Origin of the sequence: Tetragenococcus solitarius NBRC 100494 (assembly GCF_001544195.1) — a bacterium.
In the GTDB taxonomy this organism is placed as follows: Bacteria; Bacillota; Bacilli; order Lactobacillales; family Enterococcaceae; genus Tetragenococcus; species Tetragenococcus solitarius.
The window spans coordinates 1-16,842 of record NZ_BCPY01000044.1 but is presented as its reverse complement, the minus strand read 5'-3'; the positions used below and the strand labels follow the sequence as shown (position 1 = coordinate 16,842).

At 35.4% G+C, this 16,842-nt stretch carries 15 protein-coding genes; 2 read left to right on the top strand and 13 right to left on the bottom strand.

The window, feature by feature from the left end:
• The 13 genes from TS1_RS10570 to TS1_RS10510 all read right to left on the bottom strand — a co-directional run.
• Positions 1-901, bottom strand: a 901-nt coding sequence (locus tag TS1_RS10570; protein ID WP_083498301.1) for a ketose-bisphosphate aldolase, incomplete at its 3' end; no start/stop codon positions are given.
• 145 nt (positions 902-1,046) lie between these two features.
• Positions 1,047-1,874, bottom strand: coding sequence for a class II fructose-bisphosphate aldolase (locus TS1_RS10565; RefSeq protein WP_068710478.1), 828 nt, complete (start codon positions 1,872-1,874; stop codon positions 1,047-1,049).
• 27 nt (positions 1,875-1,901) lie between these two features.
• Positions 1,902-2,999 (bottom strand): PTS fructose transporter subunit IIC, encoded by a 1,098-nt coding sequence (locus TS1_RS10560; RefSeq protein WP_068710477.1) that lies wholly within the window; start codon positions 2,997-2,999, stop codon positions 1,902-1,904.
• Between the two features lie 20 nt (positions 3,000-3,019).
• Complete coding sequence (locus TS1_RS10555) at positions 3,020-3,331, bottom strand: PTS fructose transporter subunit IIB (protein ID WP_068710476.1); 312 nt, start codon at positions 3,329-3,331, stop codon at positions 3,020-3,022.
• Positions 3,332-3,408: 77 nt separating this feature from the next.
• Positions 3,409-3,891: a PTS sugar transporter subunit IIA gene (locus TS1_RS10550; protein WP_068710475.1), complete on the bottom strand. Its 483-nt coding sequence runs from the start codon at positions 3,889-3,891 to the stop codon at positions 3,409-3,411.
• Positions 3,884-5,365: a BglG family transcription antiterminator gene (locus TS1_RS10545; RefSeq protein ID WP_068710474.1), complete on the bottom strand. Its 1,482-nt coding sequence runs from the start codon at positions 5,363-5,365 to the stop codon at positions 3,884-3,886. Before TS1_RS10545 ends, TS1_RS10550 begins: the two co-directional genes overlap by 8 nt.
• A 606-nt stretch (positions 5,366-5,971) precedes the next feature.
• Positions 5,972-6,565 carry a VanZ family protein gene (locus TS1_RS10540; protein WP_068710473.1) on the bottom strand — a complete coding sequence of 198 codons (594 nt, stop codon included), beginning with the start codon at positions 6,563-6,565 and terminating at the stop codon, positions 5,972-5,974.
• A 266-nt stretch (positions 6,566-6,831) separates the two neighbouring features.
• Positions 6,832-8,667 carry a carbohydrate-binding domain-containing protein gene (locus tag TS1_RS10535; RefSeq protein WP_068710472.1) on the bottom strand — a complete coding sequence of 612 codons (1,836 nt, stop codon included), beginning with the start codon at positions 8,665-8,667 and terminating at the stop codon, positions 6,832-6,834.
• An 18-nt stretch (positions 8,668-8,685) separates the two neighbouring features.
• Complete coding sequence (locus TS1_RS10530; RefSeq protein ID WP_068710471.1) at positions 8,686-9,360, bottom strand: DUF4956 domain-containing protein; 675 nt, start codon at positions 9,358-9,360, stop codon at positions 8,686-8,688.
• A complete protein-coding gene (locus tag TS1_RS10525; protein ID WP_068710470.1) occupies positions 9,350-10,072 on the bottom strand; it encodes a polyphosphate polymerase domain-containing protein in 723 nt (240 codons plus the stop codon). Before TS1_RS10525 ends, TS1_RS10530 begins: the two co-directional genes overlap by 11 nt.
• Before the next feature lie 862 nt (positions 10,073-10,934).
• Positions 10,935-12,164 (bottom strand): MFS transporter, encoded by a 1,230-nt coding sequence (locus TS1_RS10520; protein WP_068710469.1) that lies wholly within the window; start codon positions 12,162-12,164, stop codon positions 10,935-10,937.
• A gap of 643 nt (positions 12,165-12,807) precedes the next feature.
• Entirely contained in the window at positions 12,808-13,422 is a 615-nt protein-coding gene (locus TS1_RS10515) for a hypothetical protein (protein ID WP_068710468.1), read from the bottom strand.
• Positions 13,423-13,622: 200 nt separating this feature from the next.
• A complete protein-coding gene (locus TS1_RS10510) occupies positions 13,623-15,041 on the bottom strand; it encodes a glycoside hydrolase family 1 protein (RefSeq protein ID WP_068710467.1) in 1,419 nt (472 codons plus the stop codon).
• Positions 15,042-15,240: 199 nt separating this feature from the next.
• On the opposite strand from TS1_RS10510, the gene TS1_RS10505 reads away from it, so the two are divergent.
• Complete coding sequence (locus tag TS1_RS10505) at positions 15,241-15,966, top strand: demethylmenaquinone methyltransferase (RefSeq protein WP_068710466.1); 726 nt, start codon at positions 15,241-15,243, stop codon at positions 15,964-15,966.
• Between the two features lie 36 nt (positions 15,967-16,002).
• Positions 16,003-16,737 carry a hypothetical protein gene (locus TS1_RS10500; protein ID WP_068710465.1) on the top strand — a complete coding sequence of 245 codons (735 nt, stop codon included), beginning with the start codon at positions 16,003-16,005 and terminating at the stop codon, positions 16,735-16,737.
• Positions 16,738-16,842: the final 105 nt, after the last annotated feature.

The window sequence follows — 16,842 nt, the reverse complement described above, 5'->3', positions numbered from 1 at the left end:
AGGATGAAAAAGTATTTCTAAAGGGTTTAACATTTTCTTTTCTATATATAGCTGCCTTTCCAACTGAATCAAATAAATTCATCTTTTGTGTGACAACTTTTTTAGCTTCCACAATACACTCAGGGTAAATGGCATTCGCATCCCATAATTCAGTGGTGGATAAGATTTCACGACATTTTTTATAAAAAGCATATTTATAATCAGAAGAAATGTTCACCTTTTGAATCCCCATTTGTACAGCACGAGCCACTTCTTTATCAGGATTAGAAGAGCCACCATGAAGGACTAAAGGAATATCTACTTTTCTTTCAATTTCTTCCAATACATCCATTCTTAATTGAGGTTTCACATTTTTAGGATAGATTCCATGGGCTGTTCCGATAGCTATCGCTAATGAATCAACTCCTGTTTTTTCAATAAATTCTACTGCATCCTCCGGTTGAGTATAGATAACCTCTGAAACGCCCCCTTCAATGGTTGTTCCCGTATTTCCGATTGTTCCTAACTCTCCTTCTACGGAGACATTAATTTTTTTACAAACATCTACTACCTCTTTAGTGACCGCAATGTTTTCTTCAAAGGGAAGTAAAGAACCATCAATCATGACTGAACTGAAGCCACAATGAATCGCTCGCATAATACTAGCCAAACTATCTCCATGATCCATATGAACAACAAATGGCACCGAACTATTCTTTACTCTTGAGATGACGTATTGGAAAAATTCGTCTTTGGTAAAATCCAACTCTGTCGGATGAACGGCAATAATTGCTGGAGAATCATTTTCTTCAGCCGCTTCTACGACCACTCGCAAGAAGTTGCTATCTGCTACATTAAAGGCGCCCACAGCGAATTTATTTTCTTTTGCAATTTCTAATAGTTGATTCATATTTATTAACATAGTTACAAGTCCCCATTTCTTTTTATTTTTTGTAGATTGCAGCTTTGAAAGTAAGTCAACTTATGTTTTATCTTTTCCATCTTAAAGGAAGCTTTATTTTAAACAATCTCCGTAATTTCAAAGCCATGTACAATGTCTCATATACTCAATTCTTTTTACTAAATAACCGTATCGTTTCTTTCATCTCTTCTTCAAAGTACTTCAGTTCCAAATCAACACCATCTTGAAGATAAATTTCACGATGTTCACTTGAAGATTGGAGATGATGAATGATTTTCTTCGTTACTTTATTAGACATCGCCGAGTAATAATTTATTTTAGAAACACCGTTATCTATCGCTTTTCTATAAATTTCTGTAGCTAAACCAGACCCCCCGTGCATAACAAGCGGAGTTTCTGTCTGATCCCTTATCTCTTTAAGTCTTTTTAGGTCAACTTTAGGTTTATTTTTATAGACGCCATGTTCTGTCCCAATCGCAACGGCAAGAGCGCTGATTCCTGTACTTTCGGTGAAATCTTTGACTAAATTGGGGTCCGTAAAATGATCTTCGCCCGGACCAATTTGCCCTAACTCAGCCTCAACGCTAATTCCTATACTTTGAGCAATTTCAACAATTCGTTGCGTATTCTCCACGTTTTCCTGATAACTTAAGCTTGCTCCATCATACATGACAGATGAATAACCACTTTTAATCGCTCTCATAATCCCTTTAAGTGTATTTCCATGATCTAAATGGACACAAATAGGTATATCAGATTCTTTAGCTAAACTACTAGCAAATTGACCGATATATTCTAATGGGATTCTGGCATCATCATTTTCTGTATATTCAATGATAATAGGAGATTCTTCTTTTTCTGCTGCGCTAACAGCAGCAATGATGATTTCCAAATTGACCACATTAAATCCTGGAATAGCATAATGGTTCTGACTTGCTTCTGGTAATAACTCATCTAATGAAACTAGTGGCATAACGAAAACTCCTCACTTTCATATAGTTTATCCCTCAATACCAATTCCTGATAAATCTGTCTCTTCCTCTTCCTGATTTTGAAGAGATTCGTATTCTTCATCTGTAATTCGTTTTTTAATAAGTACTAATATTAGTCCGGTTACAATCGAGCCCGCTAGTAATGCGCTGACTGCTACCAAAGGCTTGGTCATAGCAGGAATAACAAAAACGCCCCCCGAAGGAACTGGCGATCCATTTCGGAAATAGAAATTAACCGCGCCAGCAACCCCTGTTCCCATACCAGTAGCTAATAAAGTCCGCAACAAGTCATTCATAGCAATCGGAATAACCCCTTCAGTGATCATTGTCAGTCCCATAGGAAACGCTACTTTGATAGCATCTTCTTCCACTTTTGTATAAATTCGCTTATTGACCATTTTTGAAAATAACCATCCAAAAGTTATCCCCACAGGTGGAACAATACCACCAATCACTTTTATTGCTTCAGGACCTAATACGCCTTCCAACAATAGTCCATCGGCAAATAAATTGGGTACTTTACTAATAGGACCGCCATAATCAATATGACCTAACACGCCAAATATAAATCCATAAACCATTCTAGATGACTCATCTAAACTTTCTAAAAAGTTAATTAATTGTTCTGTTAGCCAAGTAATTGGGATACCTACGACAAAAAACATCACTAAACCTACAACTAAGGAAGACACTGTCGGAATAATCATCATAGGCATTAATCCTTCAGCCCATTTTGGAACTTTCCAAGTTTTTCTCATCCATAATACAAAATAGCCCACTAGATATCCGCCAATCATGCCGCCTAAAAACCCTGCGCCTAAAGCATTAGCGATCATTCCCATTAAAAAACCTGGCGCAATCCCTGGACGTTCTGCAATGGAATAGGCAATATAACCAGAAATAAAGGCGGGCAACAGCCCCATCCCCATGACTCCTAAACTTGTTAATGAACTTGCTATTGTAAAAGGTTTAGTATAATCTTCGATTACTTCTCCGCCCATCAAATTACCAATAGCAATTAACAATCCTGAGGCAACAACAAGGGGCAGCATATAACTAATGGCCGTTAAGGCATGTCTTTTCAACTCATTAAGAACTTTTTTCATTTGTCACTTCCTCCTTTAACTTAAGACTGTATTTCATTTTCAATTTTTTCAATTAACTGTTCAGAAGCTTTTACGGCAATACTCGTCGAAATTTTTATTTTTTTCTTATTTTCAAATCTTTCATTACCTGTTGTTTGAATATCAGTTGCCATTATTACTAAATCGGCTTCATCAATATCCTTTTTTGACAGCTTTCCTTCAGTCCCTATCGTTCCTTGAGTCTCTACTTTAATTAAATGACCTCTTTTTTCCGCCGCTTTGATTAATTTCTTTTTTGCGATATACGTATGGGCAATACCTGAGGTACAAGCCACCACTGCAACTAATTTCATTAAATTTCACTCTCCTTGTTAGAATAATAAGGTCTATATAAGCGTTTTCAACACTTTTACAATGAAATACAATTTTTTTATTCGGGTTCTTTAGATAATAATCGTAGTAATTCTTTTTTTGTCTTTACATGACGAAGAGCATAAATGAAGGAATCATCGGCCAAAAGAGTCGCAACTTTTTGAAGCAACTTAATATGCAATGTGTTAGCCTCTGTATTTCTTACCGCAAATAAAATAATCGTATTTACAGGTTTATCATCAAGAGACTCCCATTTAATAGGTGCAGTTGTTTTACCTACAACTAAAGAAGTCTTGATCACACTGTCGGATTTCCCATGAGGAATGGCTATACCTTGTCCTAAGCCAGTTGCCCCTTCCTTTTCTCGTAAAAACACATCCTCGGAAAAATCTTTAACATCTGAAATCAATCCCTTTTTATATAAAATATTTGTTAACTCGTGAATTACCTCCTCCTTATTTTTAGCTTGTAAGTTTAAATCAATTAGATCCTCTGTAATAACATCTGCGATATTAAAATCTTCTGCTAGGTGTTCACTCATAGTAATTTCCTCCTCCTTGCAACATGTTTTTTGTTCGTTCCTCGTCCTGTTTGGTAAAAATCGCATTAACTAAAAGACTTGGAACACCAAAGTCTTTATGCAAATGAACCGTAGTTAAGATCAAGTCAATGTCCTGGTACTCTTCTATATTTTTAATAAAACGCTTGGATGAAATAACATCTACAATCTCTATTTCTGGAAAAGCTTTTTTCACCTTTACCTTCAATAGTTCTGAGGTTCCCACACCACTACTACACATAATAAGTACTCTTTTCTTGATCTTTCGCATTTCTTTATATTTTACAAAGTACAAGACTAGAAAGCCGATCTCATCTATACTTACTTGTGGTAAATGAAACACCCTCTCCGCTTTTCTAGTTGCTTTTTCTACTAATTTAAACATTTCCGAGTACTCTAATTGAATATCTTGGATGAGATCATTTTTTATAAAAATTTCATTACTTAATCTATAAAGAAGAGGAGTAATATGACTTAAGAGATCCTCCTTGTACTCAGCCTCCATAGTGACAGATCTCAATACTTTAGACATTTCTTTCATCAAAAAATTTGTAACTTCTTTTGATTTTTCATTTCCCTTAGCAGAGTATTCATTAAAATTTTCAAGCCTTGACGAAATAAGATAATTAAAAAGATAAAAAGTTTCAATTTCTTCTAGCTCAATACAAAGGTAATTACTCACTCTATTTATAACACCTTTAGAAACCTCAAAAATCGTTTGGTAGTTTTTGATCAATTGCTCTTCTTCGCTGTCCAATGTGATATCTTCTTGGTTTTCAATTGAGCCCTCGCGATTTCTTTTCATAAGAATATATAAGTGGGAGAAAATATTGACATTATACGGATAGCTAATCGTTGTCCCTAACTGATTTTCGATATCTCTTAATAATGAAGTCAGAAAATCAATATCATAGGCACTAATATTTTGAAAATCAGTCAGAAACGTTTCATCGGTCAGCTCCCTTCCCTCGATTAGATAATTAACCGCTTTTCGTATATCTCTTTCTAATCCCTTAACAGCTAAGCTTCCATCTTTTCGATAAAGCTTTAAATGATAATTAGTTAAAAATGTCTCGATTTTTTTAATATCTTTAAAGATTACCGCTTCACTGACAAAGTAACTATTAAATAAATCATGAACTTTAACAGAATGAGGCGCTTTAAAAAGTAGTTTTAAAAGAATATTATTCCGTCGAATTAAAGATTCTTTTTCTTTTGTTGCCATCTTATTTGCTGTATTAAGATGTAAGTATTTATCATAGTCAAGCCGAAACCCTTTGCCGATTTCTGAAATGATAATATCTCCTTCGGTTGATTCCTCATTAATTTTTTTAACCATACGGTAAATTGTTTTTGTGGAAACGCCCGAAATTTTCGCTAATTGATGTGCAGTAAGCATCATATTATTTTTCATTAATACTTCAATTAAATGATTTTCTCGTTTACTTAGCTGCATATAACCAACTCCTTACTTGTACTATATCTCTTTTTTGAAAGCGCAAACATTCTCTTATGTCCATATTAATGGACAAATCAACAATAAAAGTCAGCTATTTTTTCATTTTGGGGATGAATTGCCTCTAATCATATTAATCATAAGTAAATACCTATTTCTAAAACTCAATAATACAATTGTTGCTTGTTTCCAGACTATAATTATTAATAAACGATTCAAAAACAGGTTTGTCTAACATATATTTAACAAGATATTTGTTATTTGTGTAACTTTAGTCACTAAAAAAAGACAAGCCTATCGCTTGTCTTTTTAATAACATAACGCTCGTCAACGCAGAAATTGACATTTTTTCATACTATCATTTTTTTCTGTTAGCAAAAACGGTTTTTTACATGGTCTCTAAGATAACTTTCACTCAATCAAAAAATTGAAACTAAATGAGTCAATTAAACTAAATAAGTCACATCAACGCTTTACTATTTTTGAAGTTTATTGCAAATTAAATAAATAATTTTTTTAAATGTAGTTAACTTCATTTTTTGTATATGAGCAGCTTTTACTTTATCTAAGAAATTAGACCAAAAAACGGAGTGTATTTGATAAATTTCAAATAATACGTACTTTTTGATGAACCAAACGACGCAGTATCAAACAAATGCTATAGCCAACTAAACAACCTAAAAAATTCAATAAAATATCACTGACGGAAAAAGTACCAATGTAAAACACATATTGAATGGTCTCAATTCCCGTAATCGTTAATAACGAGATCAAAATAAACTCTATCCAATTAGCTCTCAAACCATAAAGTCCGCCTAGTGGGATGAAATAAACCAAATTTAAAATTGCTTCAATCAGTGTGCCTTTATCCCAGACAAGAAAATCAAACAACTGTCCATTAAAAGTATGATATACAGGTGCTTTCGTAAATAAGACAACAAAAAGCAAAAATAGGTAGACACTATAAAATAAATAGAGATAGACCACAGAAAAACGACGAAACTCAATTTGTAAATACAAAAGCCAACAACTTAAAATCACAAATACAATCAACGTCTCTTTCGTATAGCCAAATCGACTCATAACATTTTCAAAACGTTCATACTGTAATAAGGTCGGATAAGCGAGATATTGAATAATACCTAGACCTAAAATACTCGAAATAGCTAGTGCGAGAATACAACGTATACCACGTGCCATAAGGTTCCTCCTCTTTTTACTAAGAAGTATTGTAAGCAAAACTTGGAGAATTTACGAGCTTTGTGCTTAAAGTTTAGAAAGTTTTATACAACCTATTCGTTTTAGGCTATGTTCTCTATTTTATAAGTAAAAAAATATCTTGTTAATTAAATAGCTTTTCTTTTAAAATTTGTATATTTTAAAGTTGATAGCAAAAATGCACAGCGAAAAATGAGCAGAAAACTCGATAATCATCGAATTTCCTACCCATTTTTTAGTTGCTAAATTTATTGAGGAAGTTCACCATTAGGAGCGCCACCTGGTTCCCCCATCATGCTATCTACTGAAACAGCTTCTCCTGTTTCAGAAAGGTTGGTCACCGTATCTGAAAGAGTTAGTGTACCTAATTTTGTGCTATCGACAATTTTTCCGTTTTGGTAATAACCATTTTTCTCTTTTCCGTTGGCATCTGTTCCGCTGAGTAAGGTATAGCTTTCATCTATTTTTAAATCAGCCGAAGAGATAACAATATGGTCAAAGTCTTTACTTGGTTTGTAAGTGGCTATAACATTGCCATCACTATCTTGCAGACTGACAATCGTTCCAGCAGATTGGGTATCGCTAAAGTAAACCCCTAAAGAAGCTTGTGAAGAAGTGTCAGAAACGTTCATTGCCATGCCACTGCTTCCTGCTGCGATTAGCGTTCCACCAGAGAGTTCGAAATCCCCTTCATAATCAAGCGTGCTATTATTATTTTCTGTCGGCCCGTCAACTGTCACCGTTCCTCCTGTCATTTCGATATTCCCATTGCTGTCTAAGCCATCCCCTTGTGCATCTACATGGAGAGTTCCTCCATTGATAGCAAGTAATAGACTATCATCTGCCTGCTCTTCACCAGGACTTCCTGCTTGTCCTGCTGTTTCTTCCGTGTCGCTACTGCTACCGTCGCTGGCGTTTAAACCATCATCACTGGCAACCACGGTAATGTCTCCATCATTAATTGTAATCACGCTAGCTTCCAAACCTTCATTAGAGTCAGTCACATTGATTGTGCCGCCATCAATGGTTAAATTATTGTCAGCATGGATTCCATCATCTCCAGAATCAAGGGTAAATTTACCCTCTTTGATCGCAATATCACCATCGCTATGCAAACTATCGTCTGCCGTTGTCAGTTTGAAAGTACCGTTTTGAATTAAGAGACTATTTCCTGCTTTGATTCCTTTATAGCTTTCTTCATCAGAAATTTCGTCTTCTCCTGTTTTAATCGTTATTTCTGCTTGTTGTATACTTACTTCCGTCTCAGCCTGCATTCCATCTCGACCAGAAGTGATCTTAAATTTTCCTCCATCTATGGCGATATACCCCTTGTTTTCTTCATCAGAATTATTGGATTGGATGCCATCACCTTCTTCTGTGGTCAGCGTATAGCTTCCATCGAGTATCTGTACAGAATCTTTACCTTTTAAGGCATTATTTTTGGCATTAACCGTATACTCGCCTGAAACTAAAATCAAATCATCTTTACTGCGAATACCGTTATTATAATTTCCTGAAACTTTCAATTTTCCGTCTCCATTGAGCACTAGATCTTCTTTACTGTAAAAGGTCGCGTCTGGTTCCGTTTCATCAGCATCCAGTTGATAGTCATCCCCGTCAATCAGAGTATTCGTTGTATCACTGGCCAAGGTAGTAATCACTTTTTCTGCTTGTTCGACTAAAATAGCCGGTCCTTGTTGATTAGTAATTGTCACATCATTTAAAACAAGGTGTACTTTTGCATCTTTATCGACATTGACAACCACTTGACCATCAGTCAACTCCCCGGATAAAACATAGGTACCGGCTTGATTGATCGTTACGGTTTGCCCATCGACAGATACACCCTCTACTTCCTCAGTATTGTCGGATAGTTCAACCGTTGAACTATCCGAATCATACTCAGTGTTAAGATCTTCCTCCTCGTAGGTACCAAACGTATCGGATGTAGCCGTCGTATCTTCTGATGTAGACTGATTGGTCTGTGTCTGTGTATCTGCTGAGCTTTCTGTAGAAGCAGAATTAGAAGAACACGCACTAATAAATAGTGCAATCACTAAAGAAGCAACAACTCTTTTTTTCATTAACATTCACATCCTCATTTATAATTCATCTCGATTAGTGGCAACTTTTCCTAAAACAACGGGTAAATTTCCATTACGGATGCGAATAGTATCGATCAAATTTTTTTCCTGTTTCTGATCTTTCAAAAGCAAAATGTAACGCAATTCATATAAACTTCCCATAGTCGTTGTTCTCACAGTATCAAGATGATAACTGTAAGCAAATTCCTCAAAAATATCATTAAATAATTCCGGATAGTCTAAGTCCTCAGAGATCGTTATCTTCAATTCACGCTCTGCTGAATTTTGATCGGCAAAATTCGTCCGATAAATCACTAATAAGAAAGCAGCTACAATAACGGAAAAAACAGTGATATAAGAAACATACCCCATACCGGTGGCTAAACCGATGCCCATCGACCAAAAAATACTGGTAATCTCACGAGAACCGCCAGCCACTGAGCGAAATCGAATCAGACTAAAAGCCCCTAATACAGCTACCCCGGTTCCTAGGTTACCATTTACCAGCATAATCACCGATTGAACAAGGACTGGCAAGACAGCTAAAGTAATGACAAAATTCTTCGTGTAAATATTGCGATACATATGAATAAAAGCGACTAGCATGCCCAAAATCAATGAAGCGGTAATACAAATTAAAAGTTCTTTTAGTTGGATATCTGTGGCTCCTTCAGTAAATAAACTAGACAACATTTAATAGTTCCTCCTTCTTAAATAAATGACGCTGGTAAGTTTGGGCATATTTTGAAAAACTGCTTTTTTGAATATGATACTTAGCTAGCAAGGCCGTAAACCACAAAGGGTAAGCCCCCATGGCTTTGACTTCCAGCAAAACACCCACTTCAGGAGCCACCAATTTCCCTGAAGATTTGTTATCTAAGGCTAGATTTTCGGTACAATAGCGAATATTTTGATCAAAAGTAACTCGAAATTCACTATCATCTGCCATAAATAACGATAAACGATTGTAAGTGATCAATACTTTGGGCGAAAGCGTTGGCTGCCGATAAAACAACCATGTAATTTCCCGCGCGATTTGAACATGTGCTAGTTGTTCAGGAAACTTACCGGAGGCTTCCCAATTTAGATATTCCTCATAAGTAAGTACCAAGCGTCGTTTGTAAACAGTTCCAGCGACTTTCTTTTTAATTTCTAAGAACACTAGGCTGTCTACTCGCGTAGTCCCATAACTTCTGACACGAAATTTTTCTTTATATTTTGGTTTACTTATAGATCGTTGAATGAAGTAATAATCCGGAGTATCATAATACAATGATTGAATCGTATGCTGATCATATTGATCCACAGACATATATGGATGCAACTCTTCAAAAAATGCCTGAAATTGTGATTGAGTCAGTAGATATTTATTTTCTTTTCTTTGAAAAACTTTTTTTAGTTTCATGAAAGAACCTCCTCATTTAGTTGATGACCATAGTCTAATCAACTAATCTTAAAATTAACTTAACCAGAAGAAATGAAGACTCATCCATTTTACTTCCCCTGATTTTACATGAAATGAAGGCACGTTCTCTTTACTTCCCCCTTATTTTGTAATAAATTTTCCATTTTGTTTTCACAGAAGAATACTGCATATTCATTTCGCCATTGAAAAAAAACGGTTTAGTCGAGCGAATCAAAAAAAACGGCTAACCAAATTGGTCAGTCGCTAAAATTTTTTATATTCAAAAATTTCATTAATTAAATGTTTGATCCATGAATTCCTACGATCCAAAGAGCATGGACTAAAATTGAATGACTTCTTCTTTAGCAGAAAAATCGTTTAACATATATCGTTCAATCACTGCAACATCGCCATGAACTAATTTCTCTATTTTATTAACATCTTGTTTTCCTAACAGTGTACTTACTTGGACAACTTATATTAATTACTCACCTTTAGTACATTTACAGTATAACAAAAGGACTCTAAGGAATAAGTTATATTGTAATGCAGTTAATAGTATAGCTTAAGAAAGTAAGTACTAAAATCCTAAAGAGGGAAAATGCCATTTGTCCATTGCAGAAATACTAGTTCTAATGATTGCGTTCGTTTCTTTCATCGCAATATTAATTTTTGGAAGCCTATACGCCATAAAAAAGACAAAAAAATAACCGCCATACTTTAACAAGGACAACGATTATTTTAATTAATTAATAATAAATACCTTTCACTGCCTTAAACAGTGCTGTTACTAAAGAGACTGTTGAAATTATCCCACGTTTCACACTTGCAGTAGATCATAGTTTTATAAAAAGGTTAATTGCTAATTTACTTGAACAACTTCTGTAGCTTTATAATTTTTCTTACGTAAAGAAGAAACGCTCATCATCGCTATAAAACTTATAACATACAGTCCAGCGACAAACAACAGGACTTGAGCTACGCCAGCATTATCTAAAATAAAGCCTATAACTACAGATGAAAAGCCGCCAACCGCACGTCCTACATTTAAAATCGTATTATTGGCAATGGTACGAATGCGATGTGGGTATAAACGCGTGCAGATTGCACCATATCCTGAAAACATACCATTTACAAAGAAACCCATAATAGCTCCTCCAACCAACAATGTGGCCATCGAATACACATAAGTAAAGAAATAAACAGATAGCATTGAACAAACTAAGAAAATTCCAAAAGCTAAGCGAGGGCCAAAATAGTCCAATATATTTCCAAATACCAGCATTCCAACACACATTCCTAAAATTGTAGAGAGCATCCATATGTTAGAATTTGCTTCAATACCTAATGATTGTTGCATCATTGTCGGTAGCCAGTTCATCAGCCCAAAATAACCAGCGATCTGAACGGTCGTCATTACCATTAGAGCAAGAGTTTGGTGCGTAAGCTTTTTGTTAGCAAATAATTCTTTAATACTTGCTTTTTCTTTTCTTTCATCATTGATATTATCTGCGTCACGATCGGTAATATTACTTTCATCGATCGCAAAGTGCATCCATGCAACAAGCAGGATCGGTAATAAACCGAAGAGAAATAAACCTTTCCAGCCGAAATAAGGCGCAATTAAGCTAGCAAGCAGCGCTGATCCGATCGATCCCAGCTGTCCCATAATACCGTTTAAAGAACTTACACGACCTAACTTATCACTCGGAACAATACCGCCCATAATCGAGATAGCTACACCATACTGCCCGCCAACTCCGATTCCAGCAATAAAACGCATTAGATATAGATACTCGCTGCTTTTAGTAAAGAAAATCATCCCGGTTGCAACTGAAAAGACCAGAATCGTCAGCTTAAAGACTTTAAATTTGTTATAGCGGTCGGCGAGTACACCAAATACGAGTCCACCTGTCAGCATCCCAAGGTTGGTAATTGTCGAAATCCATCCACCTTCTACTCCGGTCAATCCTAAAGATGAAATAATAGACCCTAGAGTAAATGATAGAAACATCACATTCAGATCGTCCAGACCAGATGCAAAAATAGAAGCAAAAAGGGCTTTTTTGTCATTTGAACTTAATTTATTCATTTATTTTCTCCTTAATGTGTGCTCTCGTCACACTTTATTAATTGGTTCATGTATTTTTTCCAGACGAATATCATACAAAAAAAGATACACTACAGAGTACAACAATTTCAGATATAACGCCGCGTTTCTTGATTTAAAAGCGAACTCGATAATCGACTTTAATTTGCCGATACAGTTTATCCTCTCCTTTTCTTACGCACAAAAATGATCACCAAGCTTTGTGCCTGCTGATCGAAAAAAGAATATATGTATAAGAAGTCTTCCCAGATTATTACAATTTTTTTCAATGAAAGTCAACTTCAAATGATTACATTCTTTTATGTATCACAGTACACAATTAAAGAATTTTAAACTGTCATAAGTCTAGAGAATTTTTAGCCATTTGTCAAGCACTTATTTGGGACTAGTTAAAGACGAAAAAAGAATACAATAGTTCCAAAGTAAAAAAAGAAGTCATTTTATGTAGTAAATCATTTAATCCGTTATTGGCTGAAATTTTATCTTTTTTGGGGCTGTGACATAAGTAATAATAAACCTATTAGTGTATTAGGTGTTGAAAAGAAACCAAATAATTATGAAGCTGGTTCAAATAAAAAACAAGCGTAAAGGTTGAAAAAATTTTTACGCTTGTTTTCATTTATTATTATTTTACTTCAGTGGAAGTGGTTGACTCCTCATTTTTTTCATCTACTTGTCCGTTGACTGCAGGAGAATTAGTAGAGGACTCCTCTTGCGTCTGTGAAGCTGAAGTTTGTGTATCTTCTTTCTGAGGCCCTGCTGATTTTTCAGTCTGTCCCGTTGTAGTTGAAGACTCGTCTATTTCTTCTTCACTAGGCTTTGTATCTTCCTCTATTTTAGAATTTTGCGTTTCACTGGCTTCATCGGTCGTTTCCGTTGGCTCTTCTGTTTGTCTATTAGTAGTCGTCTCAGTTACTTCATCTTCTGTCATATAATTACTACTTGTCGTTTGACTTGTTGTCTTTTCTGAGTTATTGGTTGTTTCTTCAGTAAAACTTGGAGTTGTACTTGTAACAGTTGCAGGCAGTTCAGTGGTTAAAGTTGTCTCAGAAGTTTCGCCTCTTTGTTTCTGAGAACTTGAACTAGGCTGTTTGTCATTTGATTCATCTGCAAGTTTTTCTTGAATAGATTGAAAAGGAGCAGCGACAAAAGTATTTGCATCATTTTTTACTGCTACGCTCAAAATAAATGTTGCAAGACAGCTGATAAGTAATGCCTGAAGATTAAATTTATTTTTCATCTTTACGTTCAACTCCTCTGCAAAACGTACAGCATTGTATCATACATTTGAATGCGCAGCAAGTTCCTCTTTTATTTTATTTTAAACAAAAACCCTAAAGAGTCAACAAATATATTCCAAGCGCAACAATTATTTATGTTATTTTATCATTTGAAAAAGACGGGAAAATAAGCTTTCCCGCCCTTTTCATTTTTTTCAAATTATAGATTTTCACCATTTGTTTCAATTACTTTTTTATACCAGTCAAACGATTTTTTCTTATAACGATTTAACGAACCAGAGCCATCATCATTACGATCCACATAAATGAAACCGTAACGTTTACTCATTTGTGCTGTAGATGCACTCACTAAATCAATACAACCCCATGAAGTATACCCCATTAAATCGACACCGTCTTTTACAGCTTCTTTGGCTTGTGCTAGATGTTGTCGCATATAATCAATCCGATAGTCATCTTCTACTGTATATTGACCATTTTTATCTTGGATTAATTGATCTTTTGCACCTAGACCGTTTTCTACGATGAATAAGGGTACTTGGTAACGATCATAAAAATCATTTAAAACAATCCGTAGCCCTACAGGGTCAATCGCCCATCCCCACTCTGATTTTTCTAAATGCGGATTTTCAATACCACCAATCACATTGCCAGCTCCAGTACTATAATTTTCTGGATGTGCAGCAGCTGCGACGCTCATATAGTAACTAAAGGAAATAAAATCAACAGTATGATTTTTTAATAAATCAGCATCACCTGCTTCAAAGTTAATATGAATATCATTTTCCGCAAAGAAACGTAACAAGTGGCCTGGATATTGTCCGCGGACATGGATATCCGTAAATGCGTAATTTGTATTTTCTGCATCTTTTGCTGCCAATACATCTTCAGGATCAGATGAGATAGGGTATGTTGGCATAGCCAATACCATACAACCAACTTTAAATTCTGGGTTAATTTCGTGGGCAATTTTGGTTACCGATGCAGAAGCTACCAGCTCATGATGAACGGCTTGATACAACTCTTGATCGCTTAATTCATCCTTAGGCGTTTTAATCCCGCCTGAGATAAATGGCATATGCAATACAGAGTTAATTTCATTAAAGGTTAACCAATACTTTACTTTATCTTTATAACGGTTAAATACGGTTCGTGCGTATTTTTCAAAAAAGCCGATCATTCGTCGATCTTTCCAACCATCATATTTTTCGGATAAATGTAAAGGTGTTTCATAATGAGATAAAGTCACTAAAGGCTCAATACCATATTTCAAACATTCATCAAATACGTCATCATAAAATTGTAAGCCCGCTTCATTAGGCTTGTCATCATCGCCATTAGGGAAAATACGGCTCCAAGCAATTGAAGTCCGAAAAACTTTGTAGCCCATTTCCGCAAAAAGTGCGATGTCTTCTTTATAATGGTGATAAAAATCAATGGCTTTTAATTTTAAATTATCTTCTGTTGGTCCATCTGTAATGGGCCCCAAAGCGCCGTCAGGAGTGACATCTTGCACTGATAATCCCTTTCCATCAGTGTCAAAAGCACCTTCGACTTGATTGGCGGCTACTGCCCCACCCCACAAAAAGCCATCTTTAAAACCAGTTTGTTTACTCATAAATTTCTCTCCTTCCATAACTTTATTTTAAACCAAATTTTGCTAGTGGTCATTAGATTTAACCATTTCTTTTTTGATAGTCTAAGCTCATTATTCTATTTAACCAAAATGAAGCGCTCAATGTCACAGACATGTACGTTTATATTCTGCGTTAATTTTGGTACAATTTGACTAACTTGTTTACGGAAAGGAATAAAAAATGGCACGCACAAATAAAACATCTGAGGCCAAAGTTCAAGCTCTTTTTGATCGTATCTCAGAGACTTACGACACAACAAATAGCGCAATCTCTTTAGGGATGCATAAACGCTGGCGAAAAAAAACGATGGAAAAACTCCCTCTAACTACTGGACAAAAAGCGCTTGATTTATGTTGCGGTACGGGTGACTGGACAATTGATTTAGCAAAAGTTGTAGGAAGCGCAGGAAAAGCTGTAGGTTTGGACTTTAGTAAAAATATGTTGGAAATAGCAAAGAAAAAAGTAGAACAAGCTGGAGTGAGGCAGCAAACCACTTTGTTACAAGGAGATGCAATGTCGCTTCCTTTTGCAGATAATAGCTTTGATTTGGTTACCATTGGTTTTGGTTTACGTAACGTTCCTGATGCGTCTCATGTTTTAAAAGAAATGAAACGCGTAGTGAAACCAGAAGGGATGGTTGCATGTTTAGAAACTTCTCAGCCAGAAAATAAAATCATTTATCCCTTTTGGTCCCTTTATTTTAAACTCGTTCCCAGTATTGCCAAACTCAAACATAACAATCGCAAAGACTATGTCTATCTCCAACAAACAACGCAAAAATTTGTCAACGCAAAAGAACTCAAACAAATGTTTGAAAGTGTTGGTTTAGTAAATGTTTCCTACACTACATTTATGTTTGGCGCCTGCGCGTTACACATGGGTTATAAAAGTGCCAAGCGCAATTAAAACAAACTACAACCTGAATAAAAAAGGAGTTTATAAATGAAATTTGAGTTCGAACCGGTAAAAAAAGATTATAGTGACTTTTCTAGTGATAAAGTTCTCGTAAACGCTCCTAGAACACCTGCGTTTCCTGTAAGAATCGCCAGCGAAATTATGGCAAGATGTCTGTCCTTTATAAATATAAAGGAAGGTATAACTGTATATGATCCTTGTTGTGGCGGCGGGCATTTACTTTCTGTCATTGGTCTGCTTTATAGTGCAAATATAAGCCGGGTCTATGCTACTGACATCGATGAGCAAGCACTAAAATATGCCCAAAAAAATTTAAACCTTTTAACACCAGCAGGTTTTTCCAAAAGAAAAAAAGAGATGCAAGAGCATTACGAAAAACAGAGAAAACAAGCGCAATTAGAGGCTCTAAATAGCGCTCAACGCTTAGAGGCTATGCTATTAAATACTAAGTATCCTGAAAAGGAAGTTCAATGTTTCCAATGGGATATAACTGAAAGTTCCCCTCCCTATTTTAAAAATGTTAATATCGTTATTACAGATTTACCTTATGGAAATATGGTTGACTGGCAAACCACACAGGATCATCCTAATGAATATTTGCTGGATAATATTTATCAAGCACTCGATACAGACAACGCCATTGTTGCACTTATTTGTAACAAACAAGCAAGAATCAGCCATAAAAAATTTAAACAGGTCAAACGTCTCAAACATGGAAAAAGACAATTTATCTTTTTCCGTCCTTTGCCTTCTTGTTCTTAACACCTAACTACATAAATAAATGTCAAAGTTTTTTCACATACGCAAAAAAGGTTTTGGTATGCTACTTTAACCAAAACCTTTTTTGTCCTCTTATTTATTCCTGAA

Excerpts from the sequence above, each read along its gene's own strand:
- TS1_RS10565 (WP_068710478.1), bottom strand. The coding sequence starts at position 1,874 with ATGCCACTAGTTTCATTAGATGAGTTATTACCAGAAGCAAGTCAGAAC.
- TS1_RS10560 (WP_068710477.1), bottom strand. The coding sequence starts at position 2,999 with ATGAAAAAAGTTCTTAATGAGTTGAAAAGACATGCCTTAACGGCCATT.
- TS1_RS10555 (WP_068710476.1), bottom strand. The coding sequence starts at position 3,331 with ATGAAATTAGTTGCAGTGGTGGCTTGTACCTCAGGTATTGCCCATACG.
- TS1_RS10550 (WP_068710475.1), bottom strand. The coding sequence starts at position 3,891 with ATGAGTGAACACCTAGCAGAAGATTTTAATATCGCAGATGTTATTACA.
- TS1_RS10545 (WP_068710474.1), bottom strand. The coding sequence starts at position 5,365 with ATGCAGCTAAGTAAACGAGAAAATCATTTAATTGAAGTATTAATGAAA.
- TS1_RS10540 (WP_068710473.1), bottom strand. The coding sequence starts at position 6,565 with ATGGCACGTGGTATACGTTGTATTCTCGCACTAGCTATTTCGAGTATT.
- TS1_RS10535 (WP_068710472.1), bottom strand. The coding sequence starts at position 8,667 with ATGAAAAAAAGAGTTGTTGCTTCTTTAGTGATTGCACTATTTATTAGT.
- TS1_RS10530 (WP_068710471.1), bottom strand. The coding sequence starts at position 9,360 with ATGTTGTCTAGTTTATTTACTGAAGGAGCCACAGATATCCAACTAAAA.
- TS1_RS10525 (WP_068710470.1), bottom strand. The coding sequence starts at position 10,072 with ATGAAACTAAAAAAAGTTTTTCAAAGAAAAGAAAATAAATATCTACTG.
- TS1_RS10520 (WP_068710469.1), bottom strand. The coding sequence starts at position 12,164 with ATGAATAAATTAAGTTCAAATGACAAAAAAGCCCTTTTTGCTTCTATT.
- TS1_RS10515 (WP_068710468.1), bottom strand. The coding sequence starts at position 13,422 with ATGAAAAATAAATTTAATCTTCAGGCATTACTTATCAGCTGTCTTGCA.
- TS1_RS10510 (WP_068710467.1), bottom strand. The coding sequence starts at position 15,041 with ATGAGTAAACAAACTGGTTTTAAAGATGGCTTTTTGTGGGGTGGGGCA.
- TS1_RS10505 (WP_068710466.1), top strand. The coding sequence starts at position 15,241 with ATGGCACGCACAAATAAAACATCTGAGGCCAAAGTTCAAGCTCTTTTT.
- TS1_RS10500 (WP_068710465.1), top strand. The coding sequence starts at position 16,003 with ATGAAATTTGAGTTCGAACCGGTAAAAAAAGATTATAGTGACTTTTCT.